Origin of the sequence: Planktothrix paucivesiculata PCC 9631 (assembly GCF_900009265.2) — a bacterium.
Lineage (GTDB): Bacteria > Cyanobacteriota > Cyanobacteriia > Cyanobacteriales > Microcoleaceae > Planktothrix > Planktothrix paucivesiculata.
The window spans coordinates 583,673-601,646 of record NZ_LR735018.1 but is presented as its reverse complement, the minus strand read 5'-3'; the positions used below and the strand labels follow the sequence as shown (position 1 = coordinate 601,646).

13 protein-coding genes and 1 tRNA gene are annotated in these 17,974 nt (G+C 41.4%); 8 read left to right on the top strand and 6 right to left on the bottom strand.

The annotated features are described in order from the left end of the window. Positions 1 to 102: 102 nt before the first annotated feature. Positions 103 to 2,802, bottom strand: a complete 2,700-nt coding sequence (gyrA, locus tag PL9631_RS16755; RefSeq protein WP_083622022.1) for a DNA gyrase subunit A — start codon at positions 2,800 to 2,802, stop codon at positions 103 to 105. 179 nt (positions 2,803 to 2,981) lie between these two features. On the opposite strand from gyrA, the gene PL9631_RS16750 reads away from it, so the two are divergent. From PL9631_RS16750 to PL9631_RS16735, 4 genes are all read left to right on the top strand, one after another. Further along, the gene (locus PL9631_RS16750) at positions 2,982 to 3,902 is read left to right on the top strand and encodes a histone deacetylase family protein (protein WP_083622020.1); all 921 of its coding nucleotides are present in this window, start codon (positions 2,982 to 2,984) and stop codon (positions 3,900 to 3,902) included. Positions 3,903 to 4,267: 365 nt separating this feature from the next. Beyond that, positions 4,268 to 4,459 carry a hypothetical protein gene (locus tag PL9631_RS16745; RefSeq protein ID WP_083622152.1) on the top strand — a complete coding sequence of 64 codons (192 nt, stop codon included), beginning with the start codon at positions 4,268 to 4,270 and terminating at the stop codon, positions 4,457 to 4,459. 134 nt (positions 4,460 to 4,593) lie between these two features. Next, positions 4,594 to 5,301, top strand: coding sequence for a sirohydrochlorin chelatase (locus tag PL9631_RS16740; protein ID WP_231516756.1), 708 nt, complete (start codon positions 4,594 to 4,596; stop codon positions 5,299 to 5,301). Between the two features lie 112 nt (positions 5,302 to 5,413). Next, positions 5,414 to 6,907: a UDP-N-acetylmuramoyl-L-alanyl-D-glutamate--2,6-diaminopimelate ligase gene (locus PL9631_RS16735; RefSeq protein ID WP_083622018.1), complete on the top strand. Its 1,494-nt coding sequence runs from the start codon at positions 5,414 to 5,416 to the stop codon at positions 6,905 to 6,907. Between the two features lie 182 nt (positions 6,908 to 7,089). Here the strand turns inward: PL9631_RS16735 and PL9631_RS16730 are convergent, their stop codons facing one another. Next, on the bottom strand, positions 7,090 to 7,902 hold the full coding sequence (locus PL9631_RS16730; RefSeq protein WP_083622017.1) for a sulfite exporter TauE/SafE family protein: 813 nt from the start codon (positions 7,900 to 7,902) through the stop codon (positions 7,090 to 7,092). A 166-nt stretch (positions 7,903 to 8,068) separates the two neighbouring features. On the opposite strand from PL9631_RS16730, the gene PL9631_RS16725 reads away from it, so the two are divergent. Beyond that, entirely contained in the window at positions 8,069 to 9,553 is a 1,485-nt protein-coding gene (locus PL9631_RS16725; RefSeq protein WP_083622015.1) for a mechanosensitive ion channel domain-containing protein, read from the top strand. Positions 9,554 to 9,909: 356 nt separating this feature from the next. Further along, positions 9,910 to 9,990, top strand: a tRNA-Leu gene (locus PL9631_RS16720). 72 nt (positions 9,991 to 10,062) lie between these two features. Here the strand turns inward: PL9631_RS16720 and lptC are convergent. From lptC to metG, 3 genes are all read right to left on the bottom strand, one after another. Next, entirely contained in the window at positions 10,063 to 11,193 is a 1,131-nt protein-coding gene (lptC, locus tag PL9631_RS16715; protein ID WP_083622013.1) for an LPS export ABC transporter periplasmic protein LptC, read from the bottom strand. 76 nt (positions 11,194 to 11,269) lie between these two features. After that, entirely contained in the window at positions 11,270 to 11,875 is a 606-nt protein-coding gene (locus PL9631_RS16710) for a LabA-like NYN domain-containing protein (protein ID WP_407947588.1), read from the bottom strand. A 120-nt stretch (positions 11,876 to 11,995) separates the two neighbouring features. Further along, positions 11,996 to 13,603, bottom strand: coding sequence for a methionine--tRNA ligase (gene metG / locus PL9631_RS16705; protein WP_083622010.1), 1,608 nt, complete (start codon positions 13,601 to 13,603; stop codon positions 11,996 to 11,998). Between the two features lie 319 nt (positions 13,604 to 13,922). On the opposite strand from metG, the gene PL9631_RS16700 reads away from it, so the two are divergent. Together PL9631_RS16700 and PL9631_RS16695 are read left to right on the top strand one after the other, a co-directional pair. Next, positions 13,923 to 15,221 (top strand): TldD/PmbA family protein, encoded by a 1,299-nt coding sequence (locus PL9631_RS16700; protein ID WP_083622009.1) that lies wholly within the window; start codon positions 13,923 to 13,925, stop codon positions 15,219 to 15,221. 38 nt (positions 15,222 to 15,259) lie between these two features. Next, complete coding sequence (locus tag PL9631_RS16695; RefSeq protein ID WP_083622148.1) at positions 15,260 to 15,958, top strand: haloacid dehalogenase type II; 699 nt, start codon at positions 15,260 to 15,262, stop codon at positions 15,956 to 15,958. Positions 15,959 to 16,137: 179 nt separating this feature from the next. Here the strand turns inward: PL9631_RS16695 and PL9631_RS16690 are convergent, their stop codons facing one another. After that, positions 16,138 to 17,949: a tetratricopeptide repeat protein gene (locus PL9631_RS16690; protein ID WP_083622007.1), complete on the bottom strand. Its 1,812-nt coding sequence runs from the start codon at positions 17,947 to 17,949 to the stop codon at positions 16,138 to 16,140. Positions 17,950 to 17,974 lie beyond the last annotated feature (25 nt).

Here is a 17,974-nt window from a genome sequence, read left to right as displayed (position 1 = left end):
GTTGATAGATTTTTCCCTTTTTCAAAAACTTGTCATGTCTGCTTAAATCAAGTAGGGGCGAACGGCCATTCGCCCCTACTTCTGATGTTAGGGGGTTATTTTTTATTCTTCTTCTCCAGACTCCCCAGGCTCCCCAGATTCTCCAGATTCTTCAGAATTGGATAGACTTTCCGCATCTTCTTCCCCGGAAGCGGGAACAATGGCGACCGCAGCAATGGAATCTTCCTCGTATAGACGCTGAACCCGAACCCCTGTAGCACTACGAGACTGAAGGGGAATGGCATTCACGACTTGACGAATAATAATGCCTCGACTGCTAATTAACATTAATTCCTGAGTTTCATCAACAACTTTTAAAGCCACAACTTCGTCTTTCTTCGCATGGGGTTTAAACTTGGTAGCAATAATCCCTTTTCCAGCGCGATTTTGTAGACGGAATTGAGACACTGGAACCCTTTTTCCATAACCACTGGCGGTGATGACTAAAACCGATAGTCCTAGAGAATTTACCTCGGCTATTACTTCGGTTTCTGTTTCGTTTTCTTCAGTGGTTTCTGCTGTGGTTAGTTCGTTTTCTTCCTCGGTACTTTCTACCGTTGTGAGCATCAATTCATCATCGGTTTCAGGTTCTTCTCCCTCCGCTTCCACAAAATTAGAAATAATTGCACTGGGCAAAATATCCATACTGATTAAGGTATCATCCCCTTTCAATTTCATGGATTTAACGCCCCGGGTTGCCCGTCCTAATGGTCGCAATTGTTTATTATTGGCTTTAAAATGAATAGCCATGCCATGACGGGAACCAATGATAATACCATCGTCAACTTTTGCCCGTCTGACCCAGCGCAATTCGTCTCCTTCTTCTAAGGAAATAGCAATTAAACCATTAGTTCTAATATTACTAAAGGCGGAGAGTTGAGTTTTCTTAATAAATCCACCTTTAGTTAACATCACTAAATATTCATCATCGCTAAATTCGCTAACGTGAACAATAGATGTGATCCGTTCTTCCTTGGGAATGGGTAACATTTGAATAATCGGAACCCCCCGCGCTGTCCGGGATGAAGCCGGGATTTGATAGGCTCTAATACTGTAAACTACACCACGATTACTAAAGAATAAAATCGTGTCATGGTCACAACAGGTGATAAAGTGTTCAACCCCATCATCCTCTTTCATTTTTGTGCCTTGTTTGCCTTTGGTGGCTCGACTTTGGGCAGCAAAGGTATTAACAGGCATTCGTTTCATATAGCCCTGTTCTGTTAACAGAATTAAGGCTTTTTCATTGGCAATTAAATCCGTATCATCTAACTCCCCTTCTGTGTGTTCAATAATAGTACGTCGGGGGGTATTAAATTTTTGTTTGATTTCTAGGGCTTCATCTTCAACGATTACCAAAATTCTTTCTCGTCGGGCTAAAATATCCTCTAAATCAGCGATTTTTATTTGTAATTCTTGGTGTTCTTGGTCAATTTTTTGGGCTTCTAAAGCGGTCAACCGTCGCAATTGCATTTGTAGAATTGCATCGGCTTGTTGTTCAGATAACCCATAGTTCGTCATTAATTCTTGTTTAGCGATGGGAATATCTGCCGCATGACGAATTAAGGCAATAATTGCATCTAAATTGTCTAAGGCAATTAATAAACCCAGTAAAAGATGATCCCGTTCTTGGGCTTTTCTAAGTTCATATTCCGTGCGTTTGCGGATAGTTTGTTCTCGGAAATGCAGGAATACTTCTAAGAAGCGTTTGAGGGTGAGAATTTCAGGACGACCATTAACTAGGGCTAACATATTCGCCCCAAAATTGGTTTGTAGGGGCGTTTGTTTGTAGAGGTTATTAAGAATAACTCGGGGGTAAGCATCCCGTTTGAGTTCAATTACGATCCGCATTCCATCGCGATCGCTTTCATCCCGAATATCGGAAATTCCCTCTAATTTCTTATCATTCACCATTTCAGCAATGCGTTCAATCATCGCCGCTTTATTGGTTTGATAAGGCAATTGGGTGACAATAATTGCTTCTCGATCGGGTCTACCTTTATGTTCGATGGTTTCAATGGTAGCAACCCCGCGCATCGTAATCGAACCCCGACCATCGTTATAGGCTTCTTTAATGCCCGATGTGCCTAAAATTTGCGCTCCGGTGGGAAAATCTGGGCCCGGAATATGGCGCATTAATTCGGCAATAGTAATCTCAGGATTATGAATTAATGCCAGTAAACCATCGATTAATTCTCCTAAATTGTGAGGGGGAATATTAGTCGCCATCCCCACAGCAATTCCCGAAGATCCATTTAATAGTAATTGGGGAATTCGTGCGGGTAAAACTAAGGGTTCCTGTTGAGAGCCATCGAAGTTATCGCCAAAGGCAACGGTTTCTGAATCGATATCTCGCAGGAGGGAATCACTGGTTAGAGCTTGTAGACGGCATTCCGTATACCGCATGGCCGCGGGAGGATCGTTATCGACTGAGCCAAAGTTACCATGGCCGTTGATTAAGGGCGAGCGCATGGAAAAGTCCTGTGCCATCCGCACCAAGGCATCATAAACGGCTACATCCCCATGGGGGTGATATTTACCGAGTACCTCCCCCACCACACGGGCGCATTTACGGAAGGGCCGATCGGGTGTTAAGCCCAGTTCGTTCATCGCGTACAAGATCCGACGGTGAACGGGTTTCAAACCATCCCGTGCATCTGGCAGTGCCCGCCCTACAATCACGCTCATGGCGTATTCTAGGTAGGACTGCTGCATTTCATTTCTCAGATCCGTCGGGACAATTCTCGACTCAGAGGTACTCATACCTTCAAAAACTCCATTACAATTTAAAATTAGTCACATTTAACCGAAAATATTAATAGAAAAAAAATCCCTTTCGGTAGGGGTTCTAAAATCAGTGACTAATGCTTAAAATTCTACCATAATTTGCCTTCTGATTGGGGGTAAAATCTGGGATTTAAAATTGAAAAAACTCTTGACAAATGCTAACAGTTATTTATTCTGACGAATTCCTCAACCATAAGACGGGATTGTTCCATCCAGAACGGCCAGAACGGTTAACGGCGATTGTGAACGCTCTCAAATCCGTACCTTGGACGGAACAGTTACGGTGGGAACAGCCGACTCCGGTGGCCGATCGCCTGGACTCTTTAATCAAGCTATTGGAAAAGGTGCATACTGCGGCCCATATTCAGCAAGTCAAAGCGATCGCAGATCGGGGTGGTGGTTATTTGGATGGGGATACTCCCATGTCGGCGGAAAGTTATGATGTGGCACTCTTGGCGGTGAGTGGTTGGTTGGATGGGGTGGATCGGGTTTTGGATACGGGTCGTCCGGCTTTTGTTTTAGCTCGTCCCCCCGGACATCATGCCGAAAGAGATCGGGGGATGGGATTTTGTTTATTTTCTAATGCAGCGATCGCGGCCTATTACGCCCTGAAAAAACCAGGAATTAAGAAGGTGGCGATTTTAGATTGGGATGTCCATCATGGGAATGGAACTCAAGATTTAGTGGAAAATAATGCTCAGATTGCCTATTGTTCGTTACATCAGTCCCCTTGTTATCCGGGGACAGGATATGGGGATGAATTTGGCTCTCACAATAATGTTCTGAATATTCCCATGTCTCCGGGTAGCACGATGGGGTTATATAAACCCGCGTTTGAAGGTTATATTATGCCCTTTTTACAGCAGTTTCAGCCAGATTTGCTGATCGTCAGTGCCGGGTATGATGCCAACGCGGATGATCCCTTAGCGAGTATTGCCCTACAACCAGAGGATTATGGAGTTTTTACCGAATACTGTCTACAACTGACTTCTAAAATTGTCTTTGGACTCGAAGGTGGCTATGATTTGCCGAGTTTATCTCAATCAGTTGTGGCTACGTTGGAAAAATGTTTGTAGGTTGACGGTTGAGTGTTGATCGGCAGCCCATCTAAATTTTCCTGCAACTCTTGGGGTACGAGCCGCCTCGCTGTCTGAGAATATATTGTTTAAATGCTGATTCCTAAATCCGGCAACTCTGTAGTGTGAGCGTCCTCGCTATATCATTTAAATGCAGAAACAGCTTAACGGTTGACGGTTGACTGTGGGGGAGCGAGGACGCTGGCACTGGACATTGACTCAAATCACAAAAATTATGCCAATGAATCACAACTTTACATCCCTTTGAATCACTTAACATTCTGTACAAAAAGTTCATAATTGATCTATACAAGCTCACAAAGATTAATCTTTGAGCAAGCCATTCTAAGTAGAGGTAATTCATGATGGCATACTGTCCCGTCCCACTTGAGGAGCTTTTTGGTCAAATTATGTTTTCTAGTGTGGTGACTCGTACCGATCGCCAACATCTGAGATCCGCCATTTTGGGGGATAGCCTGACCGAAGACGAAAAAGCAATTATTAACCGACTGCTTTACAATGTCCGTAGAGGTTGGGTGAAGTTAGTCGATCTGTAGTCGATGGTTTTGGAATGATAGAATTATCACCAACTTTAAAAAAAAAATTTTTGTATAGGTTTTCTATTCTCAAGTTCGGTGAAGTTGAGCAATCTTCGATACAATATCAATCGTTAACTGCATAACCCTAACCCTTGTTATCTCCATCTTTGCTGGTTGCTCACGGTAGCCGTGATCCTCGTCCCCAAGAAGCTCTAAATCAATTGGCTGAACACCTGGGGCAACGTTCGGGCTGTTCTTTGGTTGGCACTGCCACCTTAGAATTAGCCCCCCTTCAACTCCACCAACAGATTCAAGAGTTTGCCCAGTTAAGTCGGTCTCGGGGATATTCCCAAGTACAAATTTTGCCCTTATTTTTATCTGCGGGTGTTCATGTTCAGGCGGATCTGCCCGAAGAAGTGGCGATCGCCCAGCGAACACTCGGCCCGGACATTCAACTCAATTTATTACCCTATTTCGGTTCTCAAATCAATCGTTTAGCCCCTTGGATCACTACAAAAATGGCAACGGTTGAAACTGATCATTGGATTTTAATTGCCCATGGCAGTCGCCATTTAGGGGGAAATCAACCCATTGAACAGTTAGCAACTCAAATCGGCGCAATTCCTGCCTATTGGTCGGTTTCTCCTAATTTAGAAACCCAAATTCAAGGGTTAATTTCATCGGCAGTTGATCGAATTGGAATTATTCCTTATTTTATGTTTTCCGGTGGGATCAGCGATGCGATCGCCCAATCAATTCAACGGTTTTCTGCCCAATTCCCGACCGTTAAATTTGATTTAATTTCACCTTTAGAAATAGATGAAAATTTAGTAAATTTAATTGAGGATTTATTGAAATAATAGCCAGCAAAAATAACTCAATAGAGTCTAGGAAGGCGGATTTCCTCTAATATCTGCCCCTATCGTTGCTATGATGCAGTAAATTCAGTCCCGTTGTCAGGAGTTGCAACCAATGAAACTCAAAGAGTTACTGGTAAAAGTTGGGATATCAGCGTCCGAGTCTCACCCCGCCTTAGAACAAGAAGTTAAGGGGTTAACGACAAACTCCATCGCTTGTCAACCGGGGGATTTATTCCTAGGAATGCCTGGAACCCGGGTGGATGGCGGGGACTTTTGGCCGAGTGCGATCGCTTCTGGTGCAGTCGCGGCCATTATCTCCCAAACCGCCGCCGAAAAAACTCAAGACCGGATTACCGCCGAACAGCCCTGCATTATTCCCACCGATGATATGACCCAAGCCTGCGCTAAAATTGCCACGGCTTTTTATGACTATCCAGGGGAAAAATTGCGCCTGGTAGGGGTAACAGGAACCAATGGGAAAACCACAACCACCCATTTAATTGAATTTCTCCTCAGCAATAGTAACCATCCCACGGCCTTACTGGGAACCCTCTACGCCCGTTGGCCCGGATTTCAAGAAACGGCCACCCATACCACCCCCTTCTCCGTAGAATTACAGGGACAACTGGCCCAGGCCGTAGCCGCCGGATGTGAGTTCGGGGCGATGGAAGTCAGTTCCCATGCGTTAGACCAGGGACGGGTTCTCGGTTGTCCGTTTCAAGTAGCCGTATTTACCAATTTGACCCAGGATCATTTGGACTATCACCCGACGATGGAGGATTATTTTGCGGCGAAATCCCGATTATTTAGTCCCGACTATCTCAAGGGTCGAGGGATTATTAACGCCGATGATCCCTATGGTCAAAGGTTAATTGCCCAATTGGGGGATAGGGCGTGGAGTTATAGCACCAGTGACTCGACGGCCGATCTCTGGGCGGATCAACTTTCCTACCAACCCACGGGGGTTAAAGGTGTTCTCCATACTCCTCAAGGAGAGGCGGAATTTGATTTACCTTTGGTCGGTCAATATAATTTATCTAACCTGTTGGCGGCGGTCGGGGCGGGGTTAAGTTTAGGATTAGATTTAACTACCATTGTCGATAAAACTGCTCAGTTTCAGGGGGTTCCCGGACGGATGGAACGGGTACAAATTAGCCCGGATCAGGATATTAGTGTGATTGTGGATTATGCTCACACCCCCGACAGTTTGGAGAATTTGCTCAAGGCGTCCCGTCCGTTTATTCCGGGTCGGATGATTTGTGTCTTTGGTTGTGGGGGCGATCGCGATCGGACTAAACGCCCGAAAATGGGGAAAATTGGGGCAGAATTAGCAGATGTTGCGGTTGTGACTTCGGATAATCCCCGGACGGAAGACCCGGAACAGATTTTACAAGATGTTTTAGCCGGAATTCCTGACAGTATCAAACCGATTGTAATTGCAGATCGGGCTAAAGCCATTCATACGGCTATTCTGGAGGCGCAACCCGGAGATGGGGTATTAATTGCGGGAAAAGGTCACGAAGATTATCAAATTTTGGGGACTGAAAAAATTCATTTTGATGATCGAGAACAAGCCCGGAATGCTTTAGCTATTCGCATGAAATAACATAAGAAAAATCAACCAAGTCACTAGATGGTCATAAAATTTGTTCTTCTCGTTGTTGCGCTTCAGCGCTCTTAAGCGAGAGCTAAAACAGCGGCAACTAAATTTTTATGACCATCTACTCTCTATTAAACCGAGTTTTTGTGGTATTTTTCCCAAGTTCTGAAACACCCCTGAAGGGGTTACTAAGAAGGTTGTATATAGGCTTGTTTAAAGATATAAATTGAGAGGATAATTAAAAATATTTTAAACATTATAGTCACGGTTTGATCGGATAATTTGGGTAAAAATCGGGTGCTAATCTGCACACCTAATAATCCGCCTAAGCCTAAAATAATTCCTGGAATCCATAATACATTCCCTTGAGTTGCGTGTCCAATACAAGCAGAAATAGCCGTAATCATAATCACGCCTAAACTGGTTTGAATAGCAACTTTAATGGTTTCTCCTAATAGTAATATTTGCAAAGGAACCATAATAATTCCTCCACCCACGCCAAATAATCCCGCTAAAATTCCGGCGGAACTTCCGGTTAAAATTCGAGAAAAAACCGGATTAAATCGAATATTATTCTCGGAATTTATAGTAGATTCAGAGGTTTGTTGTTCTTCCCGTTGTTTTTTCTTAGCTGTTATTTGTTTACGAACTTCTACCAAATAAACATTTAATAACAATAAACAGCCAAATAAAAATAATAATAATCTTGGAGAAAATATTCCCGCCAAAAATACCCCGATTTGTGCCGTTAATACCGAAGGAAATCCTATTCCAATCACTTTATTTAAACTCAGATATCCCATGCGCCAATTTTGAAAACTTCCAGAAATAGCCGTGATCACAATGGATAAACTACTGGTCGCCACTGCTTGAACAGGTGTATATCCTAATGCGACTAATAAGGGGACTAAAACCGTGCCACCCCCTATTCCTAAAAATCCCGCTAAAATTCCAGCAATTAATCCCGTACCTACTAAAATAATTAATTGAAATGTAGTCATATTGGTTTTTTTGTACTTATTATGCTAAATTTCTTGTTAAGAGAGGGAATGGGGAATAGATAAAAAGTTTTACACAAAGATAGAATAATTATTGGTGTTCTTATTATAACACTCGAAAATTCATCACTATTACCCATTACCCATTACCCATTACCTATTCCCTGCCATGACAATTATTCAGAAAATTATACAATTTTTATATAGAATTTTTACCCAACCCATTAGAATCGGTGAAATTACAATTTCAGTCAGTTTAATTATTACAGTAATTATATCACTATTAGTCGTTATTTTTTTAGCTCGATTAGTGACAAACTGGCTCCGAGATAAATTATTGATTAAATGGGGATTTGATGAAGGAAGTCGAGAAGCGATCGCCACAATTTTTTATTATTTTGTTATTTCATTAGGGTTTATTATTGTTCCTCAAGCCTGTGGTTTAGATATTCGATCTTTAACCTTCTTAGCCGGAGGTTTAGGGATTGGAATTGGTTTGGGTTTTCAAGGATTATTCCAGAATTTTGTTAGTGGATTAATCCTACTAATTGAACGTCCGGTCAAAGTCGGAGATTATATTGAAATTGATGATTTAGAAGGTAATATTAAAAAAATATCTATTCGCGCCACAACTATTTTAACCAATGATGGAATTTCGATTATTATACCCAATCAAAGTTTAGTTAATGCCAATATTATTAACTGGAGTTATGGAAATATTAATAGTCGAATTCATATTAAAATCCCCGTTGCTTACGGAAGTGATCCGGTGTTAGTAACTGAAGTTTTATTGGCCGTTGCCCGTCAAGAATCGAGGGTTTTATCCTATCCGGCTCCTCAAGTTTGGTTAAGAAGTTTTGAAGATGATTGTATTAATTTTGAACTCTTGGTTTGGATTGATCAACCTAAAGCTAGACTTCCGATTCAAAGTGCCTTAAACTATATGATTGAAAATGCTTTTAAAAAAAACAATATTACTATTCCTCTACCCCAAAGAGATTTATGGATTAAAAATCCTGAAGACCTACGAATGATTTTTAATACCCATCCTGCTGCTGTTGATGCTCCATCTCAACCCCAAGCTTTTCCGATTCAAACAATTGAAGATTCTCAAGGCTTAGAACTAGAATCTATCAATCATATATCCCTAGCAGATTTATTAAGAAAAGTAGTTTATTTTGAACATTTTACCGAATTAGAATTATTAGGATTAATTGAACAAGGGTATCGAGAAACGGTTATTCCTGGGGCTTTTATTTTCCATGAAGGAGATCCAGGAGATGCGTTTCATATTATTCTTTCAGGTTCCGTAGAAATTCTATCAGAAAAACTCGATAAACAGATTAGAAATTTACAAGCTGGAGACTTTTTTGGGGAACTGGCTTTAATTATGGGAATCCCCCGCACGGCGGCGGTGAGAACCTTGGAAACAACTATTTTATTTGTAGTCGATCGCAATGTATTTCATTATTTTCTTTCTAAATATCCCCAAGTTGCTGACCAAATTGCAGAAAAATTAGTGGAACGCAAACAGGAATTAGTTGAACGTCAACAACTATTAAGAGAAATGGGAGTATTAGGGGAAGAAGAAGATTTAGAAATCAATCCCCTGGTCTGGATCAGAGAGCGAATGAAATCGCTATTTGGAATTTAAAATTAACAATAATATTAATTAATTAATCAAGATTGTTGTAGAGATAGGACTTACGCAGGTCGCCCGAGAAACCGGGTTTTTTAGAGAATATGTGGGTCACAAGGAAGTATTTTCCTAACAGGACTTACGCACAAGACCAAAGAAACCGGGTTTCTGGCCCTGATTTTGCGGATGAAATCGAGATTTCTCGTTCAGAAACCCGGTTTCTGCGTAAGTCCTACCTAAAAAAAACCGGTTTCTGGGAGAGCACCAGCAGAAACGGCATCTCCAAAAAAATTTCAGATTAGGGGGTGACAGGTTGAGGAAGCTGTGCTACATTAGTAAATTAGCTGCGAAAGTAAGCGCAGTCTTCACAAGCGGATGTGGCGGAATTGGTATACGCGCACGTTTGAGGGGCGTGTGGGCTTCCCTTGCGGGTTCGAGTCCCGCCATCCGCATTAAGATTTTTACCTAATAGGTAGGTTAAATTGATATGATCCCCATGGTTAGAAGGCAGGGGATTCTAATAATCAATCTTCGGGGATAATTTCGGTAACTACAGGGGTTCCCGTATTCCCTCCACTAACAACAATTGTATCATTTTCAAACCGACCCACGGCTTTTTCTCCCATTAAACTAAATGGGGGATCGAGTTGACGATAAACCACGTTTCCTTCGGCGGAAAAAGACTGTTCAACCACAGACCAATTGACTAAATTAGCATTGAGTTGGGCTTGACGTTTTTGACCAATTCCGACTACATTTCCGGTTAAATAAAAGATATTATTTTTTAAATCTCCCCATCCTTGATCGGCGGTTAAAGTTACTTGCTGATCTCGTTCAATTAGGGTAATAAACTGAGGAGAACTAATCGTTTGTTTCTCGTAATTCCATTGTAATTCATTACTAGAAATTTGTAAGGGCGGTTGAGATAAAGCAATTTGAGCATTCTTTTTGAGAGTCCCAATTTTAGTTTTTAAATTCATTTCTGCGGTTTCCCCCACCCCCCGGTCTGTAATAGTTTGATTTTGATAACGTTCAATCTGCGTTTTCATATTACTGGTTAACAGTTGGGGTTCTAATTGCCAAATAATATGATCACTTTGTAACTTAATAACGGGATCTTTGCCACTAACCGTGGCTTTATCCCAAAATTCTACTCGTTTTTGTCGATAAAATACCTGCACTTCCCGAGCCACTGCTTGCAATTGAGCATGATCTCCGGTGACTCCATTTCGCACTACAATAATATATTGCTGTACAATCCATTCTAACTCATTTCCCTTCAAAACTAGACCCGTATTCGGATCGGTAGCGACAATATTGTTGCGTAAAAAAATACGTTTGCTATTCTGTTCAAATTCTCCCTCATCCGCTTTAATATTATATAATAATTTCCCCTCATCGTATAACTCACCCACGGGATTTTTCACCGTAGCCATTTTTTGATCTTTACTATAACTAACCTGTTTGGCTCTGATTTTCCATAATAATCTTCCCTTCTCATCCGCCTGTTCTAAGGTGACATCATCTAAGGTTAAAGTGCGTTCAAATTCTTCCGAGGGCTTAGATTGAGAATTTGTTGAGGTCTGTTCAACATTTTTGGGAGCGCAAGCAGAAATTCCGATTAAAATAATTACCCAAACCAGTAACAACCGCATCTAATTTTAAGAGTTTAAGAGTTGGAAAGTTCGGAGTAAAAACCAGCCGAAGCCAGCTTTTACTCCGTTTGTTTTTCTAGGAATGCTCCTCAATTATTTGTCCATCTATCAGACTAATTCCCGATAAGGGGCGATAGGTATAGCTGGGACTGCGGGGGGTTTTTTGGATTTCTTCTTTGATCATTTCTAAATCAATATAGCGATCGGCGACATTAATTAAACTATCGCTGGTCATCGCTCGTAAACTCACCACTTCTACCCGCACACCCCGATAACTCACGGAGTCCACTGCATAGGCTAAATCTCCATCCCCACTCACTAAAACCGCCGTGTCGTAGGAACCTACTAAGGCCATCATATCCACGGCTATTTCTACATCCAAATTAGCTTTTTTAGAACCGTCAGGAAGTTGAACTAAATCTTTAGAAATGACGCGATAGCCATTGCGTCGCATCCATAATAAAAAGCCCTGTTGCTTCTCATTGGTGCGATCAACTCCCGTATAGAAAAAGGAACGTAACAACCGAGATCCGGCGGTTAAACGACACAACAATTTAGTGTAATCGATTTCAATTCCCAGTTGCAAAGCTGCATAAAATAGATTGGAACCATCAATAAAGATGGCAACCCGGCCCCTGTTTTCGAGAACTTGTTCAGGAGTAAACAGTTCTCCAGTGGTCATATTATTCAACATTTTTATACCTCTTTTTTATGAAAAAAAATGATTTGAGTATGGGGAAAGTAAAACAATTGAAATTGATGTTTTATGTTAAACCAGGCGATCATCACAACGGGGTTAAATTTAGGATGACACCTCCTCTACATCCTCCAAGCGCCTAAAAACGGGTTGTCCTTCCTGGATGGGTTGATTAGGGGGTAAAGCACCCCAAACCCCATGAATATCAAAGGACAGTGATGTTCTGAGTATAGTCTGGTCATTGAAGTCAACAGTATATCCCAGTTGTTGATAAATCCGAGTGCTAATATTCGGAATAATGGGGGATAAAAGATAAGATGATAACCGAACTGATTCCAAAACCGAGTACAGCACTTGAGCCACCGCTTCTTGTTTTCCTTGTTTATAAAGACTCCAAGGAGCTTGCTCATCAATGTATTTATTCCCGGCTTGAATTAGGGTGAAAATAGCGTGGCAAACTTCGCTAAAGGCTAGGGAATTGTATGCTTGAGTTACCGTATCCGTTAAGGGGAGACCGATGGATTTGAGCCCATCTTCCTGGGGGATATCCTCACTCTTAACATTAGGAACACAACCGTTAAAATATTTATGCGCCATTTTCAGCGTCCGGTTAAGCAAGTTCCCTAAGTCATTAGCTAAGTTAGCATTAACGGTATGAATAAACCGAGTCTGACTATAATCACCATCCTGTCCAAATTCTATCTCTTTCAAAAAATAAAAGCGAATAGCATCCGAACCATATTGATTGACTAAAGCCACGGGATCGAGCGTATTCCCTAAGCTTTTGCCCATCTTCTTCCCATCTTTGGTTAAAAAACCGTGTCCAAAGATACGAGCGGGCAGAGATATTCCTGCGGACATCAACATTGCCGGCCAATAAATGGCGTGAAACCTTAAAATATCCTTACCAATCAGATGCAAACTAATCGGCCACCATTTCGATAAAGCCTTGTCTAAGGTGGGTTCATCTTCAGGATCAAGCAAGGCGGTGACATATCCCAATAACGCATCAAACCAAACATAAATCGTATGATTCGGATCGGTAGGAATGGGAAATCCCCAGTCAATATTAACGCGGGAAATCGAAAAATCCTGTAGTCCTTGCTTAACAAAATTCATGACCTCGTTGCGCCGACTTTCAGGCTGAATAAACTCGGGATGCTCTTGATATAGAGTTTCTAACTGTTTCTGATAATTAGATAAGCGGAAAAAATAGTTCTGCTCATCTTTCCATTCTACTACTTTATTGGTATGAATAGGGCAAAATTTTCCCGGGGCTAATTCCCGTTCTTCTTTGTATTCTTCACAGGCGACACAATACCAACCCTGCTGTTGACTGAGGTAGATATCTCCGTTATCCCAAACCCGTTGAAAAAATTCTTTGACAATGGCTTCGTGACGGGGGGCGGTGGTGCGACTAAAGCGATCGTGCTGAATATTAAAATACTCCCACAGGGAGGCAAAACTAGAGGCAATCTGATCACAATGATCCTGGGGAAAACGGCCTAATTCTTCGGCTGTCCGTTGAATTTTTTGACCGTGTTCATCCGTTCCAGTAATCAGGAGAACAGATTTTCCTTGGAGTCGTTGAAATCGGGCGATCGCATCCGCCGCCATGGTTGTATAAGCACTGCCAATGTGAGGAACATCATTGACATAATAAAGGGGTGTTGTAATCGCAAAGGTATCTAAAGGGGTCTGTGTCAATTTCATTAAGATTGATTGATTTAAAGAAGTTTTAATCGGCTCTAGGGGTTAGGATTCCCAGTGAATCTTAACTTTTTATCGCTGATTGCTAAATTCTACAAGAGTAGAAATCTGCCAATATCGATACCAAAACTTACAAATTATAATACGTTATTTAAAAATTCTCAAAAATTCTCAAACAAGTTTTAATTTTCTGTCAAAAATATCACCAATACCAAACTATTAAACATCTTGAAAGCTAGAGTTCGGTAGTCAGTGGTGGCAAAAATGAATCACCGATCACCGCTCAAGGTACGATAAACGATGACGCTATGCCATACTATCGATGACCTACGACCAATCCGCCGAACAGCTATTAGAGTTAGCTGCCGCATCGGGCGCTGAGGCTGCGGAAGTGTTTCAATCCCAATCTCTTTCCCAGCCGATTTTTTTTGAAGCCAATCGACTCAAGCAACTCGAAAGTAGCCAATCGGAAGGGACAACCCTGCGACTGTGGCGAGATGGACGTCCGGGGTTGGCCGTTGCCTATGGGCCAGTGGAACCGGAAAAATTAGTCGCCCGGGCACTGGCATTAAGTACCCTAAATCAACCCGAAACCATCGAATTAACCGCATCCAAGGCTCAATCCACCTATCCCGATATTGGGCAAGTTGTCCCCGTTGAACAATTGATCGGTTGGGGGAAACAAGCAATTGAATTAATTCGGGCGTCCTATCCTGATGTCCTCTGTACAGCCGAATGGGATTGTGAAGTGGAATCGATTCGCTTGATTAACTCCCGGGGCCTCGAATGTAGCCACACCGACACCACCCTCAGTGGCTATATGGAAACCGAATGGGTACGGGGAGATGATTTTTTAGCGGTTTCCGATGGCCAAACCCAACGGGATGTTCTTGACCCGACTCTCCTAGCCCAACGGATTTTAATGCGGTTAAATTGGGCTAAAAATAACGTACCGTCTCTGATAGGTCGGATTCCGGTGTTATTTACCGCTAAAGCCGCGGATATGCTCTGGGGAACCCTGGATGCTGCTTTGAATGGTAAACAGGTCTTAGAGGGGGCGTCTCCTTGGAGCGATCGCTTAAATACCCCCGTCCTGTCTCCAGTCTTAACGATATCTCAAGAACCCGATGCTGGGCCATTTAGTTGTCCCTTTGATGATGAAGGTATCCCCACCCGTCCGATTACTTTTATTGAAAAGGGCGTTTTAAAACTATTTTATACTGACTTAACCACAGGTCGTACCCTGGTCAATGGTACAACTGGCAATGGATTTAGAACCCATTTAGGTAGTTATCCCACTCCGGGTTTATTTAATCTTTTAGTCCAACCCGGAAAAAGTTCCTTAGCTGAGTTAATTAAAAGTTTAGATCGGGGTTTAATTGTCGATCAAATGTTAGGAGAAAGTGCGGGAATTAGTGGGGATTTTTCGATTAATGTGGATTTAGGATATCGCATAGAAAAGGGCGAAATTGTCGGACGGGTGAAAAATACCATGGTCGCCGGAAATGTTTACACCGCCCTGAAAAAAGTTATAGAATTAGGGGGTGATGCCTCTTGGAATGGTTCTTGTTATACTCCTTCTATTATTGTTGAAGGATTATCGGTTACGGGGAATGGGTAAGAGGGAATTACGAATTACGAATGGGTTTTAGAAAAATTATGATTGAATTTAATCAATTTGAAGCCTTGAGTTTTGACTGCTATGGTACTTTAATTGATTGGGAAAACGGAATTACTCCGGTTTTACAACAATTAGTTAAGGCCCATGGTATTGAGATGAGTAATCAACAGTTAATTGAATTATTTGCTATATTAGAACCCGAAGCCCAAAGTGGAGAATATAAAATCTATCGGGAAATTCTGCGGGAGGTGGTGCAGAAGTTCGGAGAAAATTTAGGGTTTTCTCCCACTCCCACGGAATTAGAAAGTTTAGGCAATTCAATTCAAGATTGGCAACCTTTTCCTGATACGGTAGCAGCCTTAAAAGCCTTAAAACAAAAATATCAATTAGTAATTATTTCTAATATTGATGATGATTTGTTTGCCCAAACTAACCAACATCTTCAAATAGAATTTGATCATATTATCACAGCACAACAATCTCAATCCTATAAACCTTCTGCCCATAATTTTCAATTCGCCTTAAATAAAACGGGGCTTTCTGCTAATAAGTTACTGCACGTTGCCCAAAGTATTTTCCATGATATTGCCACGGCAAATAGTTTAGGATTAACAACGGTTTGGGTTAATCGTCGTCAAGGACAACCCGGAGGAGGAGCAACGAAAATTGCGATCGCCCAACCGGATTTAGAAGTACCGGATTTAAAAAGTTTAGTTGACTTGATTTTTGAGCGTTAGGAAATAGAGTCAAGTTTTGGATAGGTTTTGGTTAGGATACAGAATCTCAGATTGACATTCATCCAAGAAAGAATTACAATCTTTTTAATATAGATATCCTCTTTTTGTGATGATTTTAGTAATACTTATTCAAATATCTGGGTTTCTATTTTTGGGTAACTAACACGATTAAATATTATTTATTTATCCTGAAAATACCGACTAATTAGATCCCGATTTTGTAAAGCTGGTAAATAGTTCGGATCAATTTTTAACGCTTCTTCAAAGGCATTCAGAGCTTCTGAATAGCGCTTTAAATAGAAGAATGCCATCCCCTCAGCCACCCAAATATTAACCGCTTTTGGATCAAGTTTTAGAGCTTGCTGATAAGACTTGACTGCTTCTTCATAATCGTTTATACCCGTGAAAAATAACCCTCGATTAAACCAAGCGGATACTGAATTAGGATCAATCTCAATCGCACTATTCGCTGCTGCAATTGCCTCTGGATATTGCCCTAAGTCCCACAAAATTGCACTGGAATTAGTCCAAACTGACCCCAGGGTTTCTATTGGTACAAAAGTGATATCGCTACCGATCGCACGCTGATAGGCGCTTAGGGCCTCTTGATTTTGCTGCATCGCCCGCAGAATACTCCCCCGATTAAACCACCCTTGAAAGTAGTTAGGATCGGCTGCTAAGGCCTTTTCTGATGCGTTGAGAGCTTCCTGATATTTTTGGGCTTGCCATAAAATCACGCTTTTTGTGTTCCAAGCGATCGCTGAGTCAGCTTTCAAACTCAAGGCTTGATCAATCGCCAAAATCGCCTCCTCATAGCGTTTCAGACCTGCTAAAGCCTGTGCTTTCTGGATGAAAGTATCAGCAGGCTCACTTTCTAGCCAATGATTATCTTGTTGTAATCCACTTTCACAAGCTGTTAGTGCTTCTTGATAATTGCCTAATTTATTCAGAGTTGCACACAAATTCACCAAAGCCAAGGCATTATTAGGATAAATTTTAATAGCTGTTTCTAAAGCCTTTCGCGCTTGATCATATTCGTTTAATTCTCCCAAATTTATCCCTTGATATGTCCAAGCCACAGCAAATTCAGGATCGAGGGTTGTTGCTTGTTCATAAGAAGTTTTTGCCGATTCTAACCTAGAGGTTCGAGTAGTTAAAATACAATTATTTTTGACTGCAATATTAGTCTCCAAATCAGTTTTTTTTGCATCACAACTGGCTAAAACTTGCTGATATTTTGCCAAATCACTAAAAGCCAAACCCTGCCAAAACCAGGCTTGAGCCGGAGAACTTTCTCCCCAATTTTGATTAACTTTTAAAGCGTTATCACAACTGGTAATTGCTTGTTCATGCTTCTCCATTTCTAACAAAACTCGGCAGCTACTGACTAAAACTATAGAATTCTGAGGATCGAGTTTTAAAGATTGATCAAAGGATGCTAAAGCTTCAGAATATTGGGCTTTCTGTTCTTGAGCTAAACCTCGACTTAACCAAGTCAGACTCGGAGAAAATTCCTCCCAATTTTGATTGATTTCTAAAGCACTATCACAAGCGGAAATAGCCTGATCTTGTTGACCTAATGCTGAAAGAGATCGACACTGTATGGTTAAGACTAGAGAGTTTTTGGGCTGAATTTCCAGAGCTTGTAAACTCGATACTAAAGCTTGATCATATCGCCCTAATTTCAATAATAGATCGCTGCGAAATTCCCATAAATCGGCTCTCTTTTTTTTACTTAAATTAATTGCTTGATTACAGGCTGATAACGCTTCTTCTAGCCGGGGTTGTTTCCGCAGGATATTACATAAAGAAAAATAGTAGTCAAAATCTCCGTTAATGGGAATAGGGGGAATAGGAATTGCGGTCGGTTGTTGAGGGATATTAATATTAAAAGGTAAGGAAAATTGAGCAATAATTATCGACCCCCAAAAATTAAGACTTAGAGCAATAGAAGGAAAACGCACTTTTTTAATTTTATTTATTTTGGTCATAGTTTTAACATAAGGCGGTTTTTAA

Bases quoted from the DNA above. Each gene is read 5' to 3' on its own strand.
- PL9631_RS16735 (WP_083622018.1), top strand. From the start codon at position 5,414: ATGAAACTCAAAGAGTTACTGGTAAAAGTTGGGATATCAGCGTCCGAG.
- PL9631_RS16725 (WP_083622015.1), top strand. From the start codon at position 8,069: ATGACAATTATTCAGAAAATTATACAATTTTTATATAGAATTTTTACC.
- PL9631_RS16745 (WP_083622152.1), top strand. From the start codon at position 4,268: ATGGCATACTGTCCCGTCCCACTTGAGGAGCTTTTTGGTCAAATTATG.
- PL9631_RS16695 (WP_083622148.1), top strand. From the start codon at position 15,260: ATGATTGAATTTAATCAATTTGAAGCCTTGAGTTTTGACTGCTATGGT.
- PL9631_RS16750 (WP_083622020.1), top strand. From the start codon at position 2,982: ATGCTAACAGTTATTTATTCTGACGAATTCCTCAACCATAAGACGGGA.
- PL9631_RS16700 (WP_083622009.1), top strand. From the start codon at position 13,923: ATGACCTACGACCAATCCGCCGAACAGCTATTAGAGTTAGCTGCCGCA.
- PL9631_RS16710 (WP_407947588.1), bottom strand. From the start codon at position 11,875: ATGACCACTGGAGAACTGTTTACTCCTGAACAAGTTCTCGAAAACAGG.
- lptC (WP_083622013.1), bottom strand. From the start codon at position 11,193: ATGCGGTTGTTACTGGTTTGGGTAATTATTTTAATCGGAATTTCTGCT.
- PL9631_RS16730 (WP_083622017.1), bottom strand. From the start codon at position 7,902: ATGACTACATTTCAATTAATTATTTTAGTAGGTACGGGATTAATTGCT.
- gyrA (WP_083622022.1), bottom strand. From the start codon at position 2,802: ATGAGTACCTCTGAGTCGAGAATTGTCCCGACGGATCTGAGAAATGAA.
- metG (WP_083622010.1), bottom strand. From the start codon at position 13,603: ATGAAATTGACACAGACCCCTTTAGATACCTTTGCGATTACAACACCC.
- PL9631_RS16690 (WP_083622007.1), bottom strand. From the start codon at position 17,949: ATGACCAAAATAAATAAAATTAAAAAAGTGCGTTTTCCTTCTATTGCT.